Origin of the sequence: Coleofasciculus sp. B1-GNL1-01, from assembly GCF_040220235.1 — a bacterium.
Classification (GTDB): Bacteria; Cyanobacteriota; Cyanobacteriia; order Cyanobacteriales; family Coleofasciculaceae; genus Coleofasciculus.
This window is the reverse complement of sequence record NZ_JAVJTO010000131.1, coordinates 1-22303: the sequence shown is the minus strand read 5'-3', so window position 1 is coordinate 22303 and position 22303 is coordinate 1. Positions and strand designations below refer to the sequence as shown.

General features: G+C 45.2%; 20 protein-coding genes and 3 pseudogenes. 15 read left to right on the top strand and 8 right to left on the bottom strand.

Features of this window, described 5'->3' with window-relative positions:
* Nucleotides 1–203, bottom strand: a pseudogene (locus RID53_RS30690) (hypothetical protein); the annotation flags it as partial.
* Nucleotides 204–457: 254 nt separating this feature from the next.
* Nucleotides 458–3223, bottom strand: a complete 2766-nt coding sequence (locus RID53_RS30685; protein WP_446391698.1) for a response regulator — start codon at nt 3221–3223, stop codon at nt 458–460.
* Here RID53_RS30685 and RID53_RS30680 point away from each other — a divergent pair.
* From RID53_RS30680 to RID53_RS30645, 8 genes are all read left to right on the top strand, one after another.
* Nucleotides 3215–3406: a hypothetical protein gene (locus RID53_RS30680; RefSeq protein WP_446391697.1), complete on the top strand. Its 192-nt coding sequence runs from the start codon at nt 3215–3217 to the stop codon at nt 3404–3406. The two genes, RID53_RS30685 and RID53_RS30680, sit on opposite strands and share 9 nt — an antisense overlap.
* Nucleotides 3407–3463: 57 nt before the next feature.
* Nucleotides 3464–5773: a chemotaxis protein CheW gene (locus RID53_RS30675; protein ID WP_446391696.1), complete on the top strand. Its 2310-nt coding sequence runs from the start codon at nt 3464–3466 to the stop codon at nt 5771–5773.
* Nucleotides 5774–5864: 91 nt separating this feature from the next.
* Nucleotides 5865–6302 (top strand): chemotaxis protein CheW, encoded by a 438-nt coding sequence (locus RID53_RS30670; RefSeq protein WP_446391695.1) that lies wholly within the window; start codon nt 5865–5867, stop codon nt 6300–6302.
* Nucleotides 6303–6403: 101 nt separating this feature from the next.
* Nucleotides 6404–7252, top strand: a complete 849-nt coding sequence (locus RID53_RS30665) for a ParA family protein (protein ID WP_446391694.1) — start codon at nt 6404–6406, stop codon at nt 7250–7252.
* A gap of 131 nt (nt 7253–7383) precedes the next feature.
* Nucleotides 7384–8199, top strand: a complete 816-nt coding sequence (locus tag RID53_RS30660) for a CheR family methyltransferase (protein ID WP_446391693.1) — start codon at nt 7384–7386, stop codon at nt 8197–8199.
* Between the two features lie 196 nt (nt 8200–8395).
* Nucleotides 8396–9640, top strand: a complete 1245-nt coding sequence (locus RID53_RS30655) for an RNA-guided endonuclease InsQ/TnpB family protein (RefSeq protein ID WP_446391692.1) — start codon at nt 8396–8398, stop codon at nt 9638–9640.
* Nucleotides 9641–9716: 76 nt separating this feature from the next.
* Nucleotides 9717–9980: a hypothetical protein gene (locus RID53_RS30650; RefSeq protein ID WP_446391691.1), complete on the top strand. Its 264-nt coding sequence runs from the start codon at nt 9717–9719 to the stop codon at nt 9978–9980.
* Nucleotides 9981–9982: 2 nt separating this feature from the next.
* Nucleotides 9983–10396, top strand: coding sequence for a PIN domain-containing protein (locus RID53_RS30645; protein WP_446391700.1), 414 nt, complete (start codon nt 9983–9985; stop codon nt 10394–10396).
* A gap of 171 nt (nt 10397–10567) precedes the next feature.
* Here the strand turns inward: RID53_RS30645 and RID53_RS30640 are convergent, their stop codons facing one another.
* The 3 genes from RID53_RS30640 to RID53_RS30630 all read right to left on the bottom strand — a co-directional run bounded on the left by RID53_RS30640 (nt 10568) and on the right by RID53_RS30630 (nt 12898).
* Nucleotides 10568–11038, bottom strand: a complete 471-nt coding sequence (locus RID53_RS30640; RefSeq protein ID WP_446391690.1) for a hypothetical protein — start codon at nt 11036–11038, stop codon at nt 10568–10570.
* Between the two features lie 128 nt (nt 11039–11166).
* Complete coding sequence (locus tag RID53_RS30635) at nt 11167–11949, bottom strand: hypothetical protein (RefSeq protein WP_446391689.1); 783 nt, start codon at nt 11947–11949, stop codon at nt 11167–11169.
* A gap of 130 nt (nt 11950–12079) precedes the next feature.
* Nucleotides 12080–12898: a type 1 glutamine amidotransferase gene (locus RID53_RS30630; RefSeq protein WP_446391688.1), complete on the bottom strand. Its 819-nt coding sequence runs from the start codon at nt 12896–12898 to the stop codon at nt 12080–12082.
* 1031 nt (nt 12899–13929) lie between these two features.
* On the opposite strand from RID53_RS30630, the gene RID53_RS30625 reads away from it, so the two are divergent.
* Nucleotides 13930–14385, top strand: a complete 456-nt coding sequence (locus RID53_RS30625; protein WP_446391687.1) for a DUF29 domain-containing protein — start codon at nt 13930–13932, stop codon at nt 14383–14385.
* A gap of 41 nt (nt 14386–14426) precedes the next feature.
* Here RID53_RS30625 and RID53_RS30620 read toward each other — a convergent pair whose 3' ends face one another.
* The 3 genes from RID53_RS30620 to RID53_RS30610 form a co-directional block, all read right to left on the bottom strand.
* Nucleotides 14427–15770 (bottom strand): MurT ligase domain-containing protein, encoded by a 1344-nt coding sequence (locus tag RID53_RS30620; RefSeq protein ID WP_446391686.1) that lies wholly within the window; start codon nt 15768–15770, stop codon nt 14427–14429.
* A gap of 277 nt (nt 15771–16047) precedes the next feature.
* Entirely contained in the window at nt 16048–17415 is a 1368-nt protein-coding gene (locus RID53_RS30615) for a HEAT repeat domain-containing protein (protein ID WP_446391685.1), read from the bottom strand.
* 331 nt (nt 17416–17746) lie between these two features.
* Complete coding sequence (locus RID53_RS30610; RefSeq protein WP_446391684.1) at nt 17747–19432, bottom strand: CAP domain-containing protein; 1686 nt, start codon at nt 19430–19432, stop codon at nt 17747–17749.
* 245 nt (nt 19433–19677) lie between these two features.
* On the opposite strand from RID53_RS30610, the gene RID53_RS30605 reads away from it, so the two are divergent.
* The 6 genes and pseudogenes from RID53_RS30605 to RID53_RS30580 all read left to right on the top strand — a co-directional run.
* Nucleotides 19678–20286 carry a thylakoid membrane photosystem I accumulation factor gene (locus RID53_RS30605; protein ID WP_446391683.1) on the top strand — a complete coding sequence of 203 codons (609 nt, stop codon included), beginning with the start codon at nt 19678–19680 and terminating at the stop codon, nt 20284–20286.
* Nucleotides 20287–20422: 136 nt separating this feature from the next.
* Nucleotides 20423–21031 (top strand): hypothetical protein, encoded by a 609-nt coding sequence (locus RID53_RS30600; RefSeq protein WP_446391682.1) that lies wholly within the window; start codon nt 20423–20425, stop codon nt 21029–21031.
* A 78-nt stretch (nt 21032–21109) separates the two neighbouring features.
* A complete protein-coding gene (locus tag RID53_RS30595; protein WP_446391699.1) occupies nt 21110–21406 on the top strand; it encodes a type II toxin-antitoxin system RelE family toxin in 297 nt (98 codons plus the stop codon).
* Nucleotides 21403–21660, top strand: a complete 258-nt coding sequence (locus RID53_RS30590) for a prevent-host-death protein (protein ID WP_446391681.1) — start codon at nt 21403–21405, stop codon at nt 21658–21660. Before RID53_RS30595 ends, RID53_RS30590 begins: the two co-directional genes overlap by 4 nt.
* 68 nt (nt 21661–21728) lie before the next feature.
* A pseudogene (locus RID53_RS30585) lies at nt 21729–21926 on the top strand (Uma2 family endonuclease); the annotation flags it as partial.
* A gap of 145 nt (nt 21927–22071) precedes the next feature.
* Nucleotides 22072–22303: pseudogene (locus tag RID53_RS30580) on the top strand (IS1634 family transposase); the annotation flags it as partial.

Here is a 22303-nt window from a genome sequence, read left to right as displayed (position 1 = left end):
TGAGGTAATTGCAGAGTAGTCACCAATGACACATGATGCCACCGACAAAAATCTTCCAGGGCACGATAACATAAACAATCACTCAGAGTTCCCATAAACACCAGCAAAAGAAGTAACCACAAAGGATAAAGCCGTCCTCTTTCGTCACGAAACTCAGGCAATGGGGTTAACGCTTCCAGGAGATAGACCTTCAAAGCAATCAAAATAATCGATAAAACTATCGCAGCAAGATTTAGATTACTCTAAATACTGGTCGTCCTAATATTCTCTCAGCACAATGAATTAGCCCTGCCTTAAAAAGGGGGAAGCCAGCGGATGCTTCGCTTTTTTGGCACGGGGAAGCCAGAGGATGTTTCGCTTCTGTTGCACGGGAGAGGGGAGTAAGAGAATCCGGTTCCCCTTCTCCCCACGGTGGGAGAAGGGGTTAGGGGATGAGGGGAAAAATGTCGGTATAATTTTAAGGCAAAGCTGTCTTGACCCGTTGATATTCAGCCTCGATGCGAGACAGTATTACCTCGGTTCCTTCAGTCGTTCCCGCCTGTCCTATCTGTTCCAGTTCACTGCATAATTGAGATAATGGCATTGCCCCAACCGTCATACAAGCACCCCGTAACTTATGGGCGGTGGCTTGAATCGCGGCGGTGTCTTGTTGGGTAATCGCCTCTCGAATCCCTTGCAGGTGCAGGGGTGCAGCTTGACGGAATTTATGCACAATTTCTAGCCAAAAGTCCTGTGCATCCTCTCCCATTAAATCTTTTAACTCCTCAAAGGTTTCTGGATCAAGGGGTGAAACCTCTGCTACTGTGGATGCGATCGCGCTTTGTGATTGGCTGTTTTGCCCATTTTCATGACTTGGTGTTTGATCCGGTTCCTGCTGATACTCGGCTTCAAGTTCAGCAATCAGCGTACTCGCACGAGTTATGAGTTGCTTTAATTCTGCAATAGCCTGTCTATTCATCGTTGATGGGTTAGTTTGAGGATCGGGTGTTTCACTAGAAAGATAATCTCCCTTTTCTTCAACAAAGGTAGGTTGAGTCAAATGATCGGTTGTCTCACTATCTTTTCTACATCCCCTCTGCTGGGCGTAATACTGCAACGCTTGCACCAGCGCTTTCACTCGTACAGGCTTACTAATATAATCATTCATACCCGCCTCAATACAGGTTTCGCGATCGCCTTTCATCGCATTCGCCGTCATCGCAATAATCCAAGGGTGAGTTGACGAGTTTTGAGTGAATGTCCCTATCTCCCGGATTTCCGCAGAGAATTGCTGACGAATTCGCCGCGTTGTTTCTAACCCATCCATCCCGGGCATTTGCATATCCATAAAGATCACATCGTAATCACAACGACTCACCGCCATCAGCGCCTCTTGTCCACTATTAGCACTATCGGCGCTATATCCTAACCGTTGCAACATTTCACAGGCGACTTGATGATTAACCTCGACATCATCTATCACCAAAATCTTTAACGGTAGGGTTTTACCCAGTTCGGTGTTGAATTGCGGTGGCGATACCTTGGACGGTATCAGCGTTTGTTTTTTACCCGCAATTTGTAGCAAAACCTGATGCAGTTGATTTTGCTTAATTGGCTTATCAATAAAAGCCGCAAATTCCACTCGCCCTTGGTATTCATGACGACTGGGTTTTCCACCCGAACTCAGAATTAATAACGGTAGAGTTTTGCCTTGGGGTAACGCCTGAATTCGTTTCGCTAGCGCCACACCATCCAGTTCCGGCATACGGTAATCTAGGATTGCCAGGTCAAACTGAGGTTCACGATGCAATAGTTTGAGGGCTTGAAATCCTGACTTGGCACAACGAACCACCATTCCCCAAGACTTTGTTTGTAGGGTGAGAATTTGGCGATGCGTCGCATTATCATCCACGATTAATACCCGTAAACCGGTTAACTCAGGTTGGATAAAATCCAACGGTTGAGGGACTGATGAGGGGATTGATAGTGTTTGGATGGTAAAGGAAAATTTAGACCCTTTGCCGACTTCACTTTCCACCCACATCGTACCGCCCATCATTTCACTCAGACGTTTACTAATCACCAACCCTAACCCCGTCCCCCCATATTTCCGGGTGGTGGAACTATCGACCTGGCTAAAGGGTTTAAACAGTCGATTGATCCGATCTGAAGGAATCCCAATTCCTGTATCTCTCACCGTAAATTTAATTTCGTATTGATCGGAAACGTCTAGACATTTTACGGTCAGACCTTCCACGGTCACGTCTCTAGGATCTTCCTCATTGATCTCTGGGCATTTCTTGGCACGGACAGAGACAACGACTTCTCCTTTTTCCGTAAACTTAATCGCATTACTGAGTAAATTTAGCAAGATTTGCCGCAGTCGCGTGACATCTCCTAGAATTGTCGTCGGGGTTGTTGAGTCAAGTTTATAAGCAATATCAATATTTTTTTCCGCCGCTTTTGGTGCGACTAAATCTAAGGTGTCTTCAATACAAGTTCTTAAGTTAAAGACTTCGGCTTCTAACTCCAGTCGGTTGGCTTCAATCTTAGAAAAGTCCAGAATATCATTAATAATGGCAAGTAACGCATCCCCACTGGTGCGAATCGTATTCACAAAATTTCGCTGATTCGGAGATAACCGACTATCTAATAACAATTCGGTCATACCGATAATGCCATTCATCGGTGTGCGAATTTCATGGCTCATTGTTGCCACAAATTCACTTTTAGCTTGGTTGGCAGATTCGGCTTCGACTTTGGCTTGTTTTAATTTGGCTTCGACTTGCTTACGTCGTTGTAGTTCATCCTGATAATTTTGAATCCGCTGCGTGAGTTCGGTGACATCTTGAATCGCGATTAAAGCATAAACCCCATCGCCGATGAGTGGAGGAATTGGCGTAACACTGGTTTCTTGAATTCTTTTCTTATTGTTGGGTTGATCTTGACTAATTAGAGATCCGTGCAGTTGTGACGAAAATACCGCAGGTAAGCGACTCTTGAAGACTTGCTTTAAGCGAGTTTTATATCGCGGTTGATTCACTTGCGGAAAATGTGTGGCTAAGGATGTACCGACGATTTCTGATTTGGGCAGTTTTGTCCAGTTTTCTAAGATATGGTTCCAAAATAAGACGACAAAATCTTGTCGGATAATACACAATCCGATAGGAATCCGGTCAAGGATACTAAAGTGTTGGGTAATGGTTTCTAGTTCAGGGTTGATGGTTGATGAGTGATGGTTCATGGTTCAGGGTTGATGATTGATGCCGATCGATCGCATTGTACTCGGTGTCCGATGGTTATTTTTCTCTTATCCGATAAAAAAGAGGCAGTTGGATTCCTGGAAACGGGTTATTTTTTCTGGCGAGAGTTTAATACAGGTGTCATATTAGTACAGATGTTAAGGTTTGCTAAATTTTGTAATTAGAATATAATAGGCAAAGTTAGTTTCGCAATCATACAGCCGTAATCTTGAGAGAGTTGAATGGAAATCGATGAGGATCTCAAGGAATTCTTAGTGGAAGGCTACGAACACCTGAATCAACTCGAAGGGGATTTAGTCGCCTTGGAACAAAGCACCTCAGATGCAGAGGTGATCAACCGGATTTACCGCCATCTGCACACGATTAAAGGAAACAGTGGTTTTCTCGGTTTAGAGAAATTACAGGGAATTACCCATGGGGGAGAAAATTTACTCAGTCGTTTACGGGAAGCGAAAATTCCAGTAACACCAGATATTACCAATGCGTTATTAGAAGTGATCGACGCCATCCGCGATCACTTTGAGAGTCTCGAAACCACTGGCGAAGAAAGTTCACGCGATCGCACGGCTTTATTCAATCAGTTAAATGCATTACCTGTTGAGAATGAGGAGAGGATCAAAGATGAGGAATCCGAAACCCAAGCCGAATCTGTAGGGGGACATTCGCACCCAGATCCATCAATTTTATACCAAGATCCTAACCTGAATGCTGCGCCTAATCCCCAGACATCACATTCCCATTCCCCCTCACCAATCACCAATAGCGCCATCCGTGTCGATGTAAATCTCCTGGATAAGTTAATGAATCTGGTGGGAGAATTGGTACTATGTCGCAATCAAATTTTAGAATTTGCCAATCAACAAGCGGTGATCGCTGAACATGATGATGCGTTTAAATCAGCATCGGGACGATTAAATTTAGTCACCTCCGAATTGCAAGAAGGGGTAATGAAAACCCGGATGCAACCGATTCGCACAATTTGGAGTAAATTCCCCCGTGTCGTGCGCGATCTGGCGGTGAGTTTAAACAAGCAAGTGCAATTGGAAATGGAGGGAGAAGAGACAGAATTAGACAAAACCTTAATCGAAGCGATCGCGAATCCCCTAACCCATCTTGTCCGCAATTGTCTGGATCATGGTTTAGACACCCCAGACATGAGGAAAGCCGCCGGAAAATCTCAAGTAGGGCGCTTGTTACTCCGCGCCTATCACGAAAGCGGACACGTTAATATTGAAGTGTCTGATGATGGCAAAGGAATTGATCTCGAAAACCTGAAACAAAAAGCGCTACAACAGGGAATAATTACGCCAACACAAGCCCTGCACATGACCGAACAGGAAGCGCTTCACCTCATCTTTTTACCCAGTTTTTCCACCGCCGAAACTGTAACTAATATTTCCGGACGGGGTGTAGGAATGGATGTCGTTAGGGCAAATATTGAGAAAATTAGTGGCACAATTGATGTCGAAAGTCGGTTGGGTCAAGGGACAATTTTTAAACTTAAAATCCCGCTGACTTTGGCGATTATCCCGACATTAATTATTACCAGTGGCGGCGGTCGCTATGCCATTCCCCAAGTGAATCTGTTAGAACTGGTACGGTTAGATCGCGAACAAGCTGAACAGCGGATCGAATGGTTTCATGGAACACCCGTCTATCGGTTACGGGGGAATTTATTACCCTTGGTTTACTTAAATCAGGTGTTGCAACTGGAAAATAATACCGGAGTGCAGGAGTCTAGCGGTATAGGGAAAACCTCGAATGCTAAAAAGCAAAGTTTAATTCCTGAACAAGAGGATGAAACGATTAACATTGTTGTGGTTCAAGCCACCGAGAAACCCTTTGGATTAGTTGTGGATGTGATTAACGATACCCAAGAAATCGTAGTTAAACCCTTAGGAAAACCGCTAAAATCCCTAGCTTGTTTTGCGGGGGCGACAATTATGGGGGATGGGAAAGTGGTATTGATTTTAGATGTCCAGGGTTTGGCACAAAAAACGCTGATTACCTCTCCGGAAAAGGAAAAAGCCTTAGTGAATGAGGACAGTCAATCGGTGAATTCTGCCGCTATTCCCCAGCAGCTTTTAGTCTTCCACGCCGCCAATCAGCGACGTTTGGCAATTCCTTTGTCTAAGGTATCGCGCCTAGAAGAATTTCCCCGCGATCGCATCGAATATTTGGGCGATCAAGAGGTGATTCAATATCGCCAGCATATCATGCCGCTGATTCATTTATCGGCTGTTTTGAGCAACGGTGATTCCGGGTTTCAGGTGCGCGATCGCCAATCGGAAATTAGTGAGGATAAACAATCCGTAATTGTTGTTTCTTTGCAGGGAGACAAACAAGTGGGGTTGGTGGTGGATCAGGTTCTGGATATTGTTGAACAAGGTATTAATATTAAAGGGGTATCTCCACAAAAGGCAATTCTCTGTTCAGCGGTGATTCAGGGTAAAGTCACGGAAATCATTGATGTGAATTCCCTAGTGGAACAGTCTTTATCCCTAACCCAGCCGATGTTAGTTGAAGTTTGAAGTCACAGAGTTAATTAATAAGCACAAATAACGAATAAATTAGCTTGCTTCTCGATGATAGTGAGTATAAAAAATGACTAAAGAATGACGAATGAAAAATACGACTCAAGTCTGTACTTTTTTTCTCGATAATCTTTTCTTAGGTATTGAAGTAGAAAAGGTTCAAGAAATATTACGTCATCAAGAGATGACGCGAGTTCCCCTTGCGCCTCCGGTTGTGGCGGGTTTAATTAATTTACGGGGACAAATTGTGACGGCGATTGATTTACGACGGCGATTGGAGTTGAAGCCACGGGATTATGATCTGTTCCCTATCAATGTAATTGTCCGAACTCCTGATGAAACAGTGAGTTTGTTGGTGGATGAAATTGGCGATGTTTTGGATGTAACTAATGACGATTTTGAACGTCCTCCAGATACGTATAGGGGGGGAGTGCGAGAGTTAATTCAGGGTTCTTATAAGTTGCCAAATCGATTATTGCTGTTTCTGGATGTGGATAAAGTGGTTGATTTTACGGTGATGGATTAAGATTTTTTAACGCAGAGGGGCGCAGAGGTTGGCGCAGAGGGGCGCAGAGGGGGTTAGAGGTTGGGGTGTTGTGATTATGTGTATGCTTTTGAGGTGGATTGATGGGTAAGAAAGAAGGAAAGTCTGTGGCGTTTGCTAATGTTAAAGGGGGAACGGGGAAAACCACGACTTGTGTGAATGTGGCGGGGTGTTTGGCTAAACGGGGAAATCAAGTTTTAGTGGTGGATTTTGATCCTCAAGGGAATGCGACATCAGGATTGGGGATTGATGGTAGATGTTTACAATATTCGATGTATGATGCTTTTTTAAGTCAATGTCAGGGGTATAGTGGTGTTCCAATTACTAAGGTTATTGTAGAAACGGATATTGAGAATATTCATATCGCCCCTTCTGTCTTAAATCTAGGGGTTGCACCGATGCTGTTGCAAGATACGAAAGATAAAACGGGGATATTGCAGCGAATTTTAGAGCCGATTCAGCGGTTTTATGACTATATTTTAATTGATGTTCCTTCGGATGCTGGATTGTTTCTTTTTAATAGTTTGAGGGCAACTCATCACATTGTAGTACCGATTGATCCGGGGATTTTTTCTTGGGAATCTCTGGAAGATTTAAAAGCCTATTGCTGTGATTTAGTAGAGAATAAAGGGCATAGGATTAAAGACTGGACAATTGTTTTAAATAAAACAGTAAGCCAAACCCGTCAATCCCGGAAATCCAGCCCGTTAAATCCGTCTGATGAAATTGAGTCAAGTCTCCAGGAACGTTCAGATCCTGTGTTTGTGGTTCCTTATTCGGTTTTAGTTTATCGATCGCAGCAAGAAGGATTACCCATTTCTCACTATACAAACAAAGCCAGCAAAATTGGCAAAGCTTACGCCGCGATCGCGACTCATTTAACCCGTGTATCCAACTTTACCGAAATACCAGACAAAGAACCGAGTTTGTAGGGGCGGGTTTGACCGTTATCCTTTTTTTCCACACCCCGATGTAACTAAACCCGCCCTAACCCAATTTTGAATTGCCCATTCCCTAACAAATGACCAATGACCAATGACCAATGACCAATGACCAATGACCAATGACAAATTCCGACTTTAATTATATTCGCAAATTGGTGCGCGATCGCACAGGTGTTGTTCTCTCAGAGGATAAACAGTATTTGGTAGAGTCTCGTCTAATTGGTTTAGCCAAACAGGTTGGGGCAAATTCGGTCAAGAGTTTAGTGGCGCAACTGCAACAAAAGCCATTTCATCCGCTTTGTCAATCCGTTGTCGAAGCAATGATGACCACTGAAACTTTTTTCTTTCGAGACAATAACCCATTTCAGGCGTTAAAAAATGCGATAATACCCGAACTCATTCAACAACGACAAACCGAACGCCATCTAACCATTTGGTGCGCGGCTTGTTCCAGTGGACAAGAACCCTATAGTATTGCTATGTTGCTGCGCGAGCATTTTCCTGAACTTACCACTTGGAGAGTGCAATTAATCGCCAGCGATATCTCAGAAGTAATGCTCAATCGCGCCCGTTCTGGATATTATCATCCCCATGAAATCAATCGTGGCTTACCGTTAAATTTGCGACAGAAATACTTTGAACCCAAGAGTCAAGGATGGACAATTAAACCCGACATTCGCCAGATGGTAGAGTTTCGCCCAATTAATTTAACCGAAACGGTTTTACCCTTATCCCAGGTGGATATTATTTTCCTGCGAAATGTCTTGATCTATTTCGATATCGAGATGAAGCAAGAAATATTAGCTCGGTTACGGCGGGTATTACAACCCGATGGCTATTTATTTCTCGGCGGTGGGGAGACAACAGTCAACTTAGATAATGCCTTTGAACCCGTACAATTTGATAACGCCGTGTGTTACAAATTGCGAGCCTAGGTCATTGGTCATACTATCGAAGCGTGGGGGGCTGGGGGAGCAATAGAACCCCGCCCTCAACGAAACGAAGGAACAAAGTGAAGTAGGGCGGGGATGCCTTCACTCCCTCCGGACAAAAAGCAGGCATATTGAATACCTGCTTTTTGCATTATTCAAAGGTCTATACTAAAATGTATGGCATAGATTTAAGTCAGCCATGCTAGTATTTGAGGCGAAATTACGAGGAACAGACGAGCAGTACGCTATCTTGGATGAGATGATTTGTACCGCTCGTTTTGTGCGTAATTCTTGTCTTCGTTACTGGATGGACAGCCATCGGGTCAACCCTTCGACTTCGCTCAGGGTCAACAAATATGACCTCAATAAATATTGCCGGGTACTCAGGGAGCAGTTTGAATGGTGCAAGAAGCTTTCAGCTCAAGCTTGCCAAGCTAGTGCCGAAAGAGCATGGAGCGCCATTGCTAGATTCTTTGATAACTGCAAGAAAAAGGTTCCAGGCAAGAAAGGTTTCCCAAAATTCAAAAAACATCAAACCCATGGCTCAGTCGAGTATAAGGTTGATGGGTGGGTGCTATCGGATGACCGATTGACCATCACATTTAGGGATGGCTTCAAGGCTGGAACCTTTAAAATGTGGGGGACTCGTGACTTACACTTTTACCAAAAAGAGCAAATTAAACGAGTACGTGTTGTGCGTCGAGCTGATGGGTATTACGTTCAGTTTTCCATCAACCAGGAGCGAAAAGAACACCATGAACCCACTAATAGGATGGTAGGGATAGATGTCGGTTTAAACCACTTTTACACTGACTCTGATGGCAACAAGATTGAAAACCCTAGGTTTTTGAGGAAGGCGGAGAAAGCCTTAAAAAAGGCACAAAAACGTGTTTCCCGTAGAGCAGAGGGTTCCAAAAATCGCATCAAAGCCATCCAGAAGTTGGGTAGAACGCATCTCAAGGTGTCAAGGCGGCGTAAAGACTTTGCGGTAAAGACTGCAAGGGCGCTTGTCCAGTCGGCAGACTTGGTAGCCATTGAAGACCTAAAAGTGCGAAACATGGTCAAAAACCATCATTTAGCCAAGTCAATATCTGACGCTAGTTGGACCTTGTTTAGGCAGTGGTTGGAGTATTTCGGGAAAGTATTTGATGTGCCAGTAATTGCTGTTGCACCTCATTTCACGTCCCAGGACTGTTCCAATTGTGGAGAGGAAGTGAAGAAAGCCTTGTCCACTCGCACTCATAAATGTCCGCATTGCGGTTATTTAGATGACCGGGATGTTAATGCTGCCATCAACATTTTGATGAAGGCGCTGCAAGGTATAGCACAACTACCGAGGGGCACTCGGAAAGTTACGCCTGGGGATGAGATGACCCACTGCTTGGAGGGGGAAACCCCAAAAAGTAAGGTTGCTCGTAGAGCCAGGAACTCCCGTCAGCGATGAGGGGAATCCCCACCTTCAACGAAGTAAGGTGGGGAGAATGTCAAAATACAGAAATACTCAGCAAGCTGATTAGTCCATGAACACTACCCAAGAGCAAATCCTAGAACGCTTAAAGCTTCTTCCTAAAAGTAGGCTACCAGAGGTATTGTTATTCGTTGATTTCCTCCTCAGTCGTCTCCAACCCCCCATCCAGGCTACACAAAATACAAAATCATCCTTTGCCCAAGCACTGACCAAATTCCGCGCTCAAGTTGAAGCTGAAGGAAGTGATATTGAAGAAAGAGACTTCTTTGCAGATGTTCGAGATCGTACCCCAGCTCCAGAAAAAGCGAGGTGGTAATATTGCGCTTCCTCCTCGATACAAACATCATTTCTGAACCCTTTAAGTTAAAACCATCCCCTTCTGTTGTCGCCAAACTACAAGAAAACAGTGAAGAAAGTGCCATCGCTTCTGTTACATGGCATGAGCTACTTTACGGATTTCATCGTCTTCCCCCATCACGTCGTAAACAACAGCTTGAAACCTATCTCTTCGAGACGATTCAACCTCACTTACGGATTCTGGCTTATGACAAAAAAGCCGCTGAGTGGTTTGCTTCAGAGCGAGCCAGATTAGCAGCCTTAGGACAACCTCCATCCTACATTGACGGACAGATTGCTGCAATTGCCCAGGTCAATAACCTTATTCTTGTAACACGCAACATTAGCGATTATCAAAGCTTTACAACTCTTGAAATCGAAAACTGGTTTTGGTAATCCCATTGCGAAGTGAGCGAATGACAAATGTCAACTTCCCACCGTTATAGCAAGTCGCTCTGGTGTATTTACAACTCCCTTCTCTGAAGCTGAGTCCAGATGGGATGTTCGTACAAACAAAGTGTAACTAGACCAGCGCGAAGCGCTATAACTTTAATTGTCTCCACCTACTTAGTCCTCTGCCTTAACAAAGACACCTAAACCAAAATCACAAGTTCTGTTCCTTGAAGAACATTTACTCATTTTGACATTAATCTCATATCTATCCTCTGCTGGAGGAACAAAAGGGACAACCGCGACAGCATAATCCGTCATATCAGAGGCGACGACATTCCCTTGCATATCTTCGACGATGATATCAACATCCTCACAACTCTTATTGCAAACAGCAACAAAACTGTACTCTCGACTGGGCGATAAAAATACCGTCTTTGGTGCTTGCGCCCCTCTAGAGAGTCTGGCTACCGTTCGCGGAAAGACCAATTGATAACCCTCCTTGTCTTGGGCTTCAATGACTGCCCGAATTTGAGCTTCGACTTCTTGCTCGGATTCGTTTAGGGGTCGAGCCGTTGCGGTAATCTGAACTGTTGTCACTGAAAACAGCGCTAGGGTAGACACAATCAGACGTGTAACAATCTTCATGGCAATGATGGTATGGTATGAAGCCCAAATCGATATATTGTACACCGTCAGTTCGCGATCGCCTATTCTTCAGTAAGAGTAGGAGGATACTATTTCCTAGCAAAGGACAAATGACGAATGACGAATGACTAAGACTCCTCCACAGGCAAAAACTCCTTCGTCTCCGGTGAATATTCCCAAGCAACTCCGTCTGGATCTTTACTTTGACTCCATTGGGCAAAATCCGGGTCAGATTTGCGCTTGCCGATCGTACTCGAATGAACATCGAGTCGTTTGGCTAATTCTGCCTGAATCAAAGCCTGACCCTCTTTTTCCTCAGATTGCTCAGATTGAGGTGATGGCTTCTCCGGCGGGGATTCGAGTTTTTCCTGAATGTCCGCTTCCTCAGTCTCAGACTCCCAAGCACTGGACTTATCCTCTATCTCCTCCTCCGTCTCATCCTCTTCATCTTCCATCAGCCATTGAACCAGCTTTGGGGCTTGATTGGTCAAGGATTCAGACTCTTGTTCCGGTAGCGGTTCACTACTGTCAAAGATACTTCCCAGGGCATTAGCCGTGAGAAAGTAATAGACGATACCTTTATCCTCGTAGTCTCGACGCTTCGCCCCAAATTCTTCTGCCTTTCTATCCAAATATCGTTGGGCGGCGGTTCCAGAGATATTCGCTTTCATCGACAAATCAAGCGGAGTCAAGCACCCCTGATTGTCTTTGATCAGTTGATTGAAAAAAGGATTAACTTGCTTACTCCATTGCAGCCACCGATACTGCTGCCAAATTTTCAGCAGAATAATCACAACCAAAAGCGCAAGCAGATAGGGCCACGTTTTAAACAACAGGACGAATACAAACGCGATCGGGAGTAGGAGAATCAGAATCCCTGTAGTACTGCTATCAATTACTTTTCCGGTCATATCCCTGCTTGCAATTATCTCTTAAGCGTAAGCGAATTGAATTACGATAACGATGGCATTCCCTTGACTGACAGCCCAGCCTTAGCTGGCTCTAGCCTAACTCAAGCCGTTGATTGGCATGATGCCTATCTCAACAGTTTACGGGTTCTTGAGCCAGGTTGGTCAGCGAGAGGCGTTTTAACATCGCTGCCCGTGCTTGCTTTGCTAACGTATCATCTAGGGGCATCAAAGTGATAGGGGTTTGGTACTTTTGTTTTAATCCGGTTTGGATCAGCCAATCAGCGATAAAGGGATTTTTGGGCAAAAGTGGACCATGGGAGTAGGTCGCGATCGCGTTTCGATAAAATGCCCCTTCCATCCCATCCTCGCCGTTATTCCCGTAGCCTTTCACCACCTTACCCAGGGGGGAGACATTCCCCAAATAGGTACGCCCACCATGATTTTCAAAACCAATCACAATCGGCTTACGTCCCAGCATCTGTTCTAAGTCTTGGGCGAGGGGAGAGGCGGTTAACTCGAAGACGACATTGCCAATACAGCGACGGGCATTGGGTCCCGGATGCTTACTGACAAAATCCAATAACCCTAATCCTTCAATCCGTTGACCTAAGGCGGGTTCGTAATAGTGACCCAACAGTTGCGGGGAACCGCAGGTAAACACACCAGGGGTTCCGGTTTCCAGTTTCTGGCGTAAGGTATCCGCTTTTGCCCCGCGCAAGTCTCGCATGACAATTTCCTGTTGTCGGTCTTGGGCGCCACCCCCCATAAACACATCGACCTGGTGGAATTGGTCAGCCGAGGTTTGCTGGTCGAGGGGTAGGACATTCACCCGAATCCCCCGCCATTGAGCGCGTTGTTGGAGGCAGATCACATTACCGCGATCGCCGTAGGTACTCATTAGGGTCGGGTATAGCCAGCCAATCGTTAGTTCTAGGTGTTCGGGATTCATCGTTTTTGCTTACTCTCTATCTAAGTTTTACAGGCTGACTAGAGGGAAAACGGAAAGAAGTCCTGTAGAGACGGGTTAGACGGGTTTAGCCACAATCGTAGAGACGGGTTTAGGGACTGTAGGGGCGGGTTTAGGGACTAAATTCACCTATTCACCGATAAATGAACAACAAAACCCGCCCTCCTCACCGATAACAGTTCAACCCAACCCCCCTGGCAAATCATAAAATCAGCCTCTAAAAATACCACTTTTTATACTTTTTGTCAAAAAAAGATTTTGATTTTTACAAAAATACATGCATCGAACCCCAACAGGCTTGAGTCGGAGGAGTACCGCTTTTTGACGCAAAAGAAAGGGGTTCAGCTTACGATGAGGCGACTTTCCCTAAAAACGCACATAAAAAACACCTATTATTAGTATAGACAAATCGCTGAATCCACGCAATTTCGTTGCTTATTGCAAATAATTCTCACATTTTTTTTGCCCGTTAAGCTCTGTTAATCAACAAATATCAAATCAAACTCACGCTCGTTAAAAGTTTTAGTTATACTTGCACCGTACCCTGGGATCAGAAACTGTAGGGGCGCATAGCGTGCGCCCGATTCAATGGTTACATCCAATCCACAATTTTAGCTGTCAATCCAGTAGTGGCGTGGCACACCTTATTTGATAGATTAGATTCGGCTTGTAGTAGGGAACCTTAGCCCTATATCCTGTTGGGTTTCCTGTCGTCAACCCAACCTACAACCTAATCCCCAATTTTAGTGTCAGTCCAGTAGGAGCAATTCATGGATGACTGCTACAGATGGTTGTTTAGGCTTATTATCTAAAATACTAAAAATTATCGTGGTTAATACCAAATCCGCCTTTATTACACCCTTTTAAGGAGGCGATTGAAATCGCTGCTACACAAGCAAAGTCCGCCTGCGCGGACTGGATTATCACGGGGGTAGCTAACCCGGATTTGCTATAACTTGGACATTGTGTGCTGTCCCTGACAGGTTCCCCATGCTGAATAAGCAGAGGTAAAAATGAAGGTGAACATGAACTTAGCATCACTTTATGAGGTTGAATATGACCAATGGTTAGCGCGAACCATTAGTTTGTTAAAAGAAAACCGATTCAATAAGTTGGACAAAGACCATTTAATTGAAGAGTTGGAAGACTTGAGTCGGCGCGAGAAAAAAACAGTTGAAAGGTTTCTAGAACAAATTATTCGACATTTGCTACTTTTGCAATATTGGACGTCAGAACATGAATATAATGCCAATCACTGGCAAGCCGAAATTATGAGCTTTAGAACCCAAATCAATGAAGATTTAACCCAAAACTTACGAAATCATCTCCAAGAAAATCAAGTCAATATTTATGAAAAAGCCTTAAACTACGTGAAACAAAAGACTGGATATGAGGTAGATTTTCCTGAAAACTGTCCTTATACTCTCGACCAATTATTAGAGATGAACTGGCTACCCGAAAAAAGTTAAAATTACTGTTTTTGTCAGATGGGTTAATGACCAATGACAACTCACAAAATCTGCCGTCCTGTCAGTAATCCCCGCACTTCTAACATTGCGGAATAGGTGGGTAAAATATGTAGGGTTTCATCGGCTGGGGTATGCTCTAATGCTGTTTTAATCGCCTCCTCTAAATCCTCTTTAATAATTAACTCACAAGGATGTTCTGCCTCAGATTGAGAATACTTCAGGCGCAATGCCATATCATAAACGCGATCGCCACTGACCACAATCGTTCCCCCTAACGCCACCAGCTTCTCCGTGTCCACGTCCCAAATCCAAGACACATCGGTTCCATCTGGGGTACGGTCATTCAATACGACTAACTTCGTCGAGGCTCCCCCCTGTTTTTGGATATCATGAACTGCCCGAATCGTTTCATTCATCCCTACCGGATTTTTCGATAACAGAATCCGCACCTTCTTCCCCTGCACCACCAATTCCTCGGCGCGCCCAAATGCGGCTTTAAAGGTTTTAACCGTGTCGTAAATGTCCGCCCGTTCAATCCCCAATTCCTCTGCCACTAATCCAGCCGCCAGGGTATTATATTTGTTATAAATGCCAATTAGGATTTGGGGCCACTCCTGACTATTTACCGCTAAAGAACTCTTACTAAAGCCACAACTCGCACAGTGATAGTCCCCTAAATGAGACAGGTAAACCCCCTTGTAATCCAGGGGATAGCCGCAACTGGGACAGTAAATCGAATCGACAGCATGGGGAATTTCTTCCAAATAGCGATCGGGTTCATTTAAACCGAAAAATCGCACCGTTTGCGATAACTGCTGACCTAGATAACACAGTGTCGGATCATCAGCATTCAAAATCACCCGAGTTTGAGCAGGAAGCGGTGCGATCGCCTTCAGCCAGCGCTGACTAATTGTATCTACTTCCCCATAGCGATCCAGTTGATCTCGAAACAGATTTAAACCCAAAATCACCTGAGGCTGACAATCCTGCAACAGCAACGGTAATATATTTTCATCCACTTCTAAAATGGCGTAATCGGCATCCAGCAAACCCACCATATTGGTATGCTCCATCAACGCCGTCACCAACCCATTAATCAAATTCGCACCCGTGGCATTATGCGCCACTCGCCACCCCTGACGCTCTAACAGAGTCCGCAACAATAGAGCCGTCGTAGTTTTCCCATTCGTCCCCACAATCAGAATCACCCCACGCCGTACCTGTGCCAAAAGCAACGGCAAAGCATGGGGTTGAATTCTGCGGGCAATTGACCCTGGCAATACACTTGCTGCCCCTAAACGGAATCCTCGCACCAACGAGGTAACGCTTTTAGCCGCGCCTACCGATAAACTCAGACGCACTTGATCTAGCACTGATTGACTCACATCCACACTCCTCCCAGACGGGGCAGCTTCTCGGTTCCCTGAGCTTATACTAGGTTATTTACTCAGCCATCTATAGCTCGTCAGCATAATATTCTACCTATATGAGTAAGTTTGTAGTTGCGCTTTAGCGCCATAAACGTCTGCATCGCCCACTATAAACCTTTCACTCCAACCTTGGTCAGGGCGGGTTTAGTCGCATCTGGTAGGGAAGCAACGATAATAGTGAAACCCGCCCCTACACAGACGCCATGTCCTCGATGGTAGCGAAGAGTCAACACTATTTCACCGACTCATGATGCTGTTGCACCACTTGAACCAATCGACCCCCGCAATTTAAAATATCATCGGCTAACTGAACAATCCACAGATTTGGCAGGGCTTGAGGTCTAACCGCTAAAACATTGGCAAGGGCATCGTCCTCTCTACCCACGCCTAATAACTCAGTACAAACAATCAACGCCACCGCCGCCGAACGACTCACTCCAGATTGACAATGGATGAGTAAATCCCCCTGGTTCGACGAAATCAAATTAGTAAATTCGATAATTTGCAGGATATGCTCTACTGTGGGCAAGACATATTCGGGATCATCATGGGGCATATCAATATCATCAAACTCTAATCGCAAATGGTGAGGAATGCGAGTATAACCCGGAGGCGGAGCAACCCCCGGAGAACCAATGGAAATCAGGTAGCGAATCGATGACCCTGGTGTTTTCGACCAGAGATATTCACTGGCTTCACTAAATGAACCAATCCAGAGTTTAGGTAAACCCGGAATTTGAATAGAACTCGCCGCCATTGCTGAGGTATCCTGCACGTCGCGATTCATCGCCCCCTTGAGTTTTTCAATCACCGCCGCTGCTCTATCTCGAACATAAGCATCTTCATCATTAAGCGCTTGTCGAATACCCGCTATCACTGTTGGTGTGCCAATATTTCCCAAGGCTTCCACCACTCGTGTGCGGACAAAGACATCTCCATCGCTAAGTGACTGTAAAATTCCCGCAATGGCAGTTTCAGTGCCAATTTCACCTAATACGGACACAGACGCCGCCCGAACTTCTAAGACAGGATGATAAAGCCCTTCCAGGAGAATAGAAACCGCGTCTTCGCTCGCCAGATTTCCTAAGGCATAGACAGCTTTGGTGTGAATATAAAAGTCTGGGTCATAGAGCGCCCGTTTTAATTCTTCGAGTGCAGCATCACTTCTGAGTTGTCCTAACGCCCATGTCGCTCTACCGCGAACATAGTGATCCTCATCTTCTCGCAAAACCTGTAGGAGTGGGTCAATTGCCACGGGATTGGCGATACGTCCCAACGCCGTCGCCGCCCGCCAACGGACTTGAGCATCCTCATGGTTTAGGGCGTCCAAGAGTCCCGTAACTGCCTGTTCACTACCGATTTCCCCTAATGCCCATGTTGCCCACTTTCGCACCTGCGGGGATGAATCTCCCAAGGCTGCAAGTAAATGAGTCACTACTACATCACTACCAATTTGAGCCAGTCCCCACGCTGCCCAAGCCTGTACGCTATTATCGTCCTGGTTGAGTCCTTGCAGGAAAACTGGAATCGATTGTTCTGAGCGCATTCGGGCTAAGGAGCGAATTTTATGCACGACTGAAGCATTATCAGGGTTAGTCATTAAATTAAGTCACAAGTCAAACGTCAAAAGTTAAAAGTCATTTGTCATTTGTCATTTGTCATTTGTCATTTGTCATTTGTCATTTGTCATTTGTCATTTGTCATTTGTCATTTGTCATTTGTCATTTGTCATTTGTCATTTGTCATTTGTCATTTGTCATACTCGCTCCCTTGAGAAGCAAGCTACGTTTATGTAAGGGGTTGAGGAACATTTACAGAACTTAACATCGTTCGGTTTTTTTCCACCGACCTACTGAGTCCGTTGTAAGTTATCACGAACAAAAAATCCGATTGCGAAAGAAGTAATCGAAAGACGCCATAGCGGAACTCAGCTATACGTCAACAAAAACTGGATTTGCGATCGCGGCACTGCCAGAGGCAATGGCGATTAGGTCATTCGCGTCTACACCTTTGAGACGGGCTAATGTTTCATCACCAGAATTGATCAGAGCATGACCCTTATTCCCACCGCTTCCCTGAGTGATGGTCAGCTCTTCAAAGGTCAGTCCATTGGCTAACCCAAAAAAATCTTCACCCAGATGAAAATCTATTATTGTATCAGTTCCTTCGCCAAGGGCAAGCACAAACGTATCACTACCCTGTCCCCCAGAGAAATCGTCTCCCGTGAGAGTGTCATCCCCTAAACCGCCCCAAAGTAGGTCATCGCCGTCATCACCCCAAATTTGGTCATGATCATCGCCGCCATAGAGGAAATCATTTCCACCCTTACCGCCAATCCGATCATTCCCTTTACCACCATAAATGATGTCATCACCGCCAACCATACCACCAGAGGAACGGTGGTTAAAGTCACCGCGCAGGATATCATTACCCTCTTTGCCGTAAATAATATCATTGCCTAAACAGCCAGCGATGATATCTTTATCCGCACTACCTTGTAGATGGTCATCTGATGCACTACATTTAAGCGGGGACTGATTATCTGTAGTCGTTGGCTCAGATTCGGGTTCAGATGTCAATTCTGATGTCGAAGTTTGAGTATTAGGGGTTGAGTCTGTTTCTGTATTTGAGTCACTCGAAGTTTGAGTATTAGGGGTTGAGTCTGTTTCTGTATTTGAGTCACTCGGAGTTTGAGTATCAGTCTTTGAGTCTGTTTCTGTCGTTGGTTCAGGTGTCGGAATTAATTCATCTGTATCCAGGTCAAGTTTGGCATTTTCTGACCCAATCGTCACCTGACGAGTTTCAGTATCTGTCTGTCCATCATCATCCCAGTCGCCAGCAAAGGTCACTTGGTAGGTTCCAGTGGGCAACTGTATTTGATAACCACCTGCGTTCCAAGTCGTCGTTGTGAAACGTTCGTTAGTTGTAGTGTTAACGGCTGTGACATTAATTCCGCCCAGTCCTTCACCGACGCTATAAAATTGATCATCTGTAATCTGGTCGTCAAAAACAACTCCCATTAACCAGGAATTGCCAAAATTGAAGCGATTGCCAAAGTTCTGGGTGATGACCAGTGATCCAACCTGGGTGGTTGGGTCATTTTCGGGAATAATCGAAAGACCCACTTCCCGAAAATTCAAGTTCATAATATTATTGCGGTGACCGTGGGACGCTTGTATCCCAGTTGAAGTGAAACCCCAATCAATAGCAAAGCCCGCATGTCCGTGAAAAACGGAATCAGCATACGTATAGACATTCTCACCCACAGTAGACCAGTTATAGCCAGTATTAGCAATCCGCTGACTCAAATTCAATTCCCCAGGTAACTGATGGGACTGGGTATCTGCTTGGATCATCAACTGATTATGGTTTTGCGCCGCCTCTTGGAGTTGATCTGACCAGGCTAAGGGTTGAACGGGTTGGAGATTCGCCCATTGAGTTTGCAATACATCCAGATCAACATTAAAGTAGTCCAACGCGAAGTTAACATCAGCATCGGCTGAATTAATTAATAAATCAAGTTCGCCGACTGGGTTGAGCCTCATCCGGTTGATCAACTCCAGCATTTCCTGTTCTTGAGCAGTCGGTTGAGAGGGATTGGATTGTTGAGGTTGCATCGGTAGTACCCTGAAGTGTGGTTGTTAACTCCAGTCTCAACAACCGATGATTGCGATCGCGTTTTCGCTAGGTTTTCGTTATGTGTGCGTAACTTTACCTGTTTCCTGTTTCCTGGCTTTTATTGACTTTATTGCGCTGGTATGATAATCCAACGGTTCAGTTTGGGCGATCGCTTGAACTCCTCAGCCAATCAGGGATAATCAGAAACAGGGGATTTCATCTAAACTAACGTTGTAACTGTAATATGACCTTTGACTCATTGCCTGTTCTCAGTCAACATCTAACCAATCGCGATTCTTATAAACGTCTCATTGCCCAATGTCTGGTCACTCTGATTGCTGTCCTCGGCTGTTTGCTGGTATCAACACCATCAGCCCTAGCCGAACTCAATGATGATCACTTTGACGGCAATATCTTTGCCCTCTATGCAGGGAATGGTTCCCTAGTCCCGCCGCGTGTCACTCTGGCAGACTCCATAAAAGCACATAAACCAGCCTTGCTGGTGTTCTATATCGATGACAGTAAAGACTGTAAGCAGTTTTCCACCGTGGTGTCCCAGCTACAAGCGCCTTATGGACGGGCGGCGAGTTTTATCCCCATTAGCGCGGATACTCTGTACGACAAACCGAGTGATGACCCAATGAAACCGGGCTATTATTATGAAGGATTAGTCCCCCAAACCGTTCTCATTGACCAAGAGGGTGAGGTTCGGTTGAATGAAACGGGACAAGTCAGCTATGAAAAAGTCGATGATGTCTTTCGGGAGGTTTTTGACTTACTTCCCCGTTCTGAATCACTAGATTTAAAACGGCGATCGGTTAACGAGATTAATACGGAATTAAGCCAAGATTGACGATACCAGGGAGTTTGGGGAAGAACAGCCAAAATAGTAATATTAAAATAGCTCCAATTTCCCCAGCTCCCAGACGCGCCATGGCACGTCTCTACACGCGCCCCTGCTGCCCCAATCAACTACGATCGCACATCTGATGTCACGGGTCTACAGCACCGAGGAACTGATCCAAATTTTGGCAGAGGAACGTCGCGCCTGTATGAATGGTCAGCGTCTGAATCTAGCCGCTTCTGCATCGGGTAATCCGGTGATTGACCGATTTCTTCAATCTGAAGGGATTCAAAAATTTAGTGCTTATCGGGATTTTAAAGCAGCAGTTCACCACTACCAGCGACAACATCAGGTTTCAGGTATTGTGTGGCGACAGTTAACCCTCAACGGAATAACCTTGCGTTATCCGACGGTGCATGATCAGTTAGTGGCGTTAACTCGTGACGTAGAAATAATCAAAGCCGCTAAACCGTCAATCTTGGAGTTTTGGCAACAGGTGACTCAGGGTATGGACTTGTACCTGAGTATCCGTCTCGGCAAAGACTATCGCCAAATTCAGCCTGACGATGTGGAGGCGATCGCATCGCGAACGGAATGGGTTAACCTTTTACATTATGGGAATTCCCAGATTCTGGAAATCATCCTTCAGCTTGGTTGGGGAAAGCCGGAAGAAGCCTCTTACCGCCGGGGATGGCCCGCCTCCGGTAGCGAATATGTTCATGCGGTTCCCTTAGGTCAACGTCCTATTTGTTAATTTTACAGATATGGTATCTTACTCAAATATCAAATATCAATCAGCAATTTCTTGAGTCAAGTTAGAGTGAAATAGGAGATCATTTTTTCTCCTGAAGCACAGGAGGATATGGGAACACTTAGCGCTAGCGATCGCGCCAAAGTTTTAGATGCAATTGAGATACACCTGAGATATGAACCCGAAAAGCTGAGTAAGAGTCGGATTAAGCGTCTCAAGGCGATCGCCCAGCCTCAGTATCGGTTACGGGTTGATGATCTGCGAGTCTTCTACGATGTGATTTACACTGTAGATACTGGGACAGTAGAAATTCTTGCTGTTAAAGAGAAAACTGAAGCAATCAAGTGGTTAGCTGAGTACGGGAGACCAGAATTATGAAGCAGGTATCAATTGAACAAGTAAGCCAGGATTTACCGGGTTACTTACAGGTAGCTGAAAAGGATTATATTGTTATTACTCGTGAGGGAGTGGCAATTGGTATTTTAATTGGTTTAGAAGACTCGGAAGATTGGTGGGAAGAGTTGCTTTTACAGAATCCACAGTTCCTTAAGCGAATAGATAAGGCTAGAAGCAGTTTGAGGCAAGGAAAGGGTATTAGTCTGGAAGAGATGCGGAAGAAGTATGAACTGTAATTGCATTTGATACAGGACATCTCGACCAATTATGCCAACTGAACGTCTTGGCGGAAGAGAATATTGCTATGACCACAACTCTACTCATCCAAACTGAAACCACTCCCTTAAAGATTTCGCTACCCGCGATCGCGCCGATGACTCGCGAGGAGTTCTACAGCTTTTGCCAAGCCAATCGAGACTTGCGTATCGAACGTACTGCGGCTGGGGATGTTGTCATTATGCCACCTGCTTTTTCAGATACCGGAAACCGCAACTTTAATCTGAAGTTCCCCCCGTCCAGATGTACTACAGGGGACTGAACTCCTACTGCATAAGCATTTTAGCAATTTAGCCCCCTCAAATCGTACCCATGTATATTTAAGATTTTCTTAATAGTCTTAGGAGAGAATCTGTGAGACAATTGTAGTCATGTACATAGAGCGTGTTCCTTGCCAGAAATTCTCCTCCAGCCGTATTACTTCGCTCCTCTTACCGCGAAGGCAAGAAAGTGCGGAAACGTACCCTAGCTAACCTATCTAAATTGCCGGATGAAGCCGTAGACGGCTTAAAAATCCTTCTCAAAGGAGGCAAAGCCATTGAAGACATCGAAGAAGCGTTTAACATAGTCCGTTCTCGCCCTCACGGTCACGTTGCCGCTGTG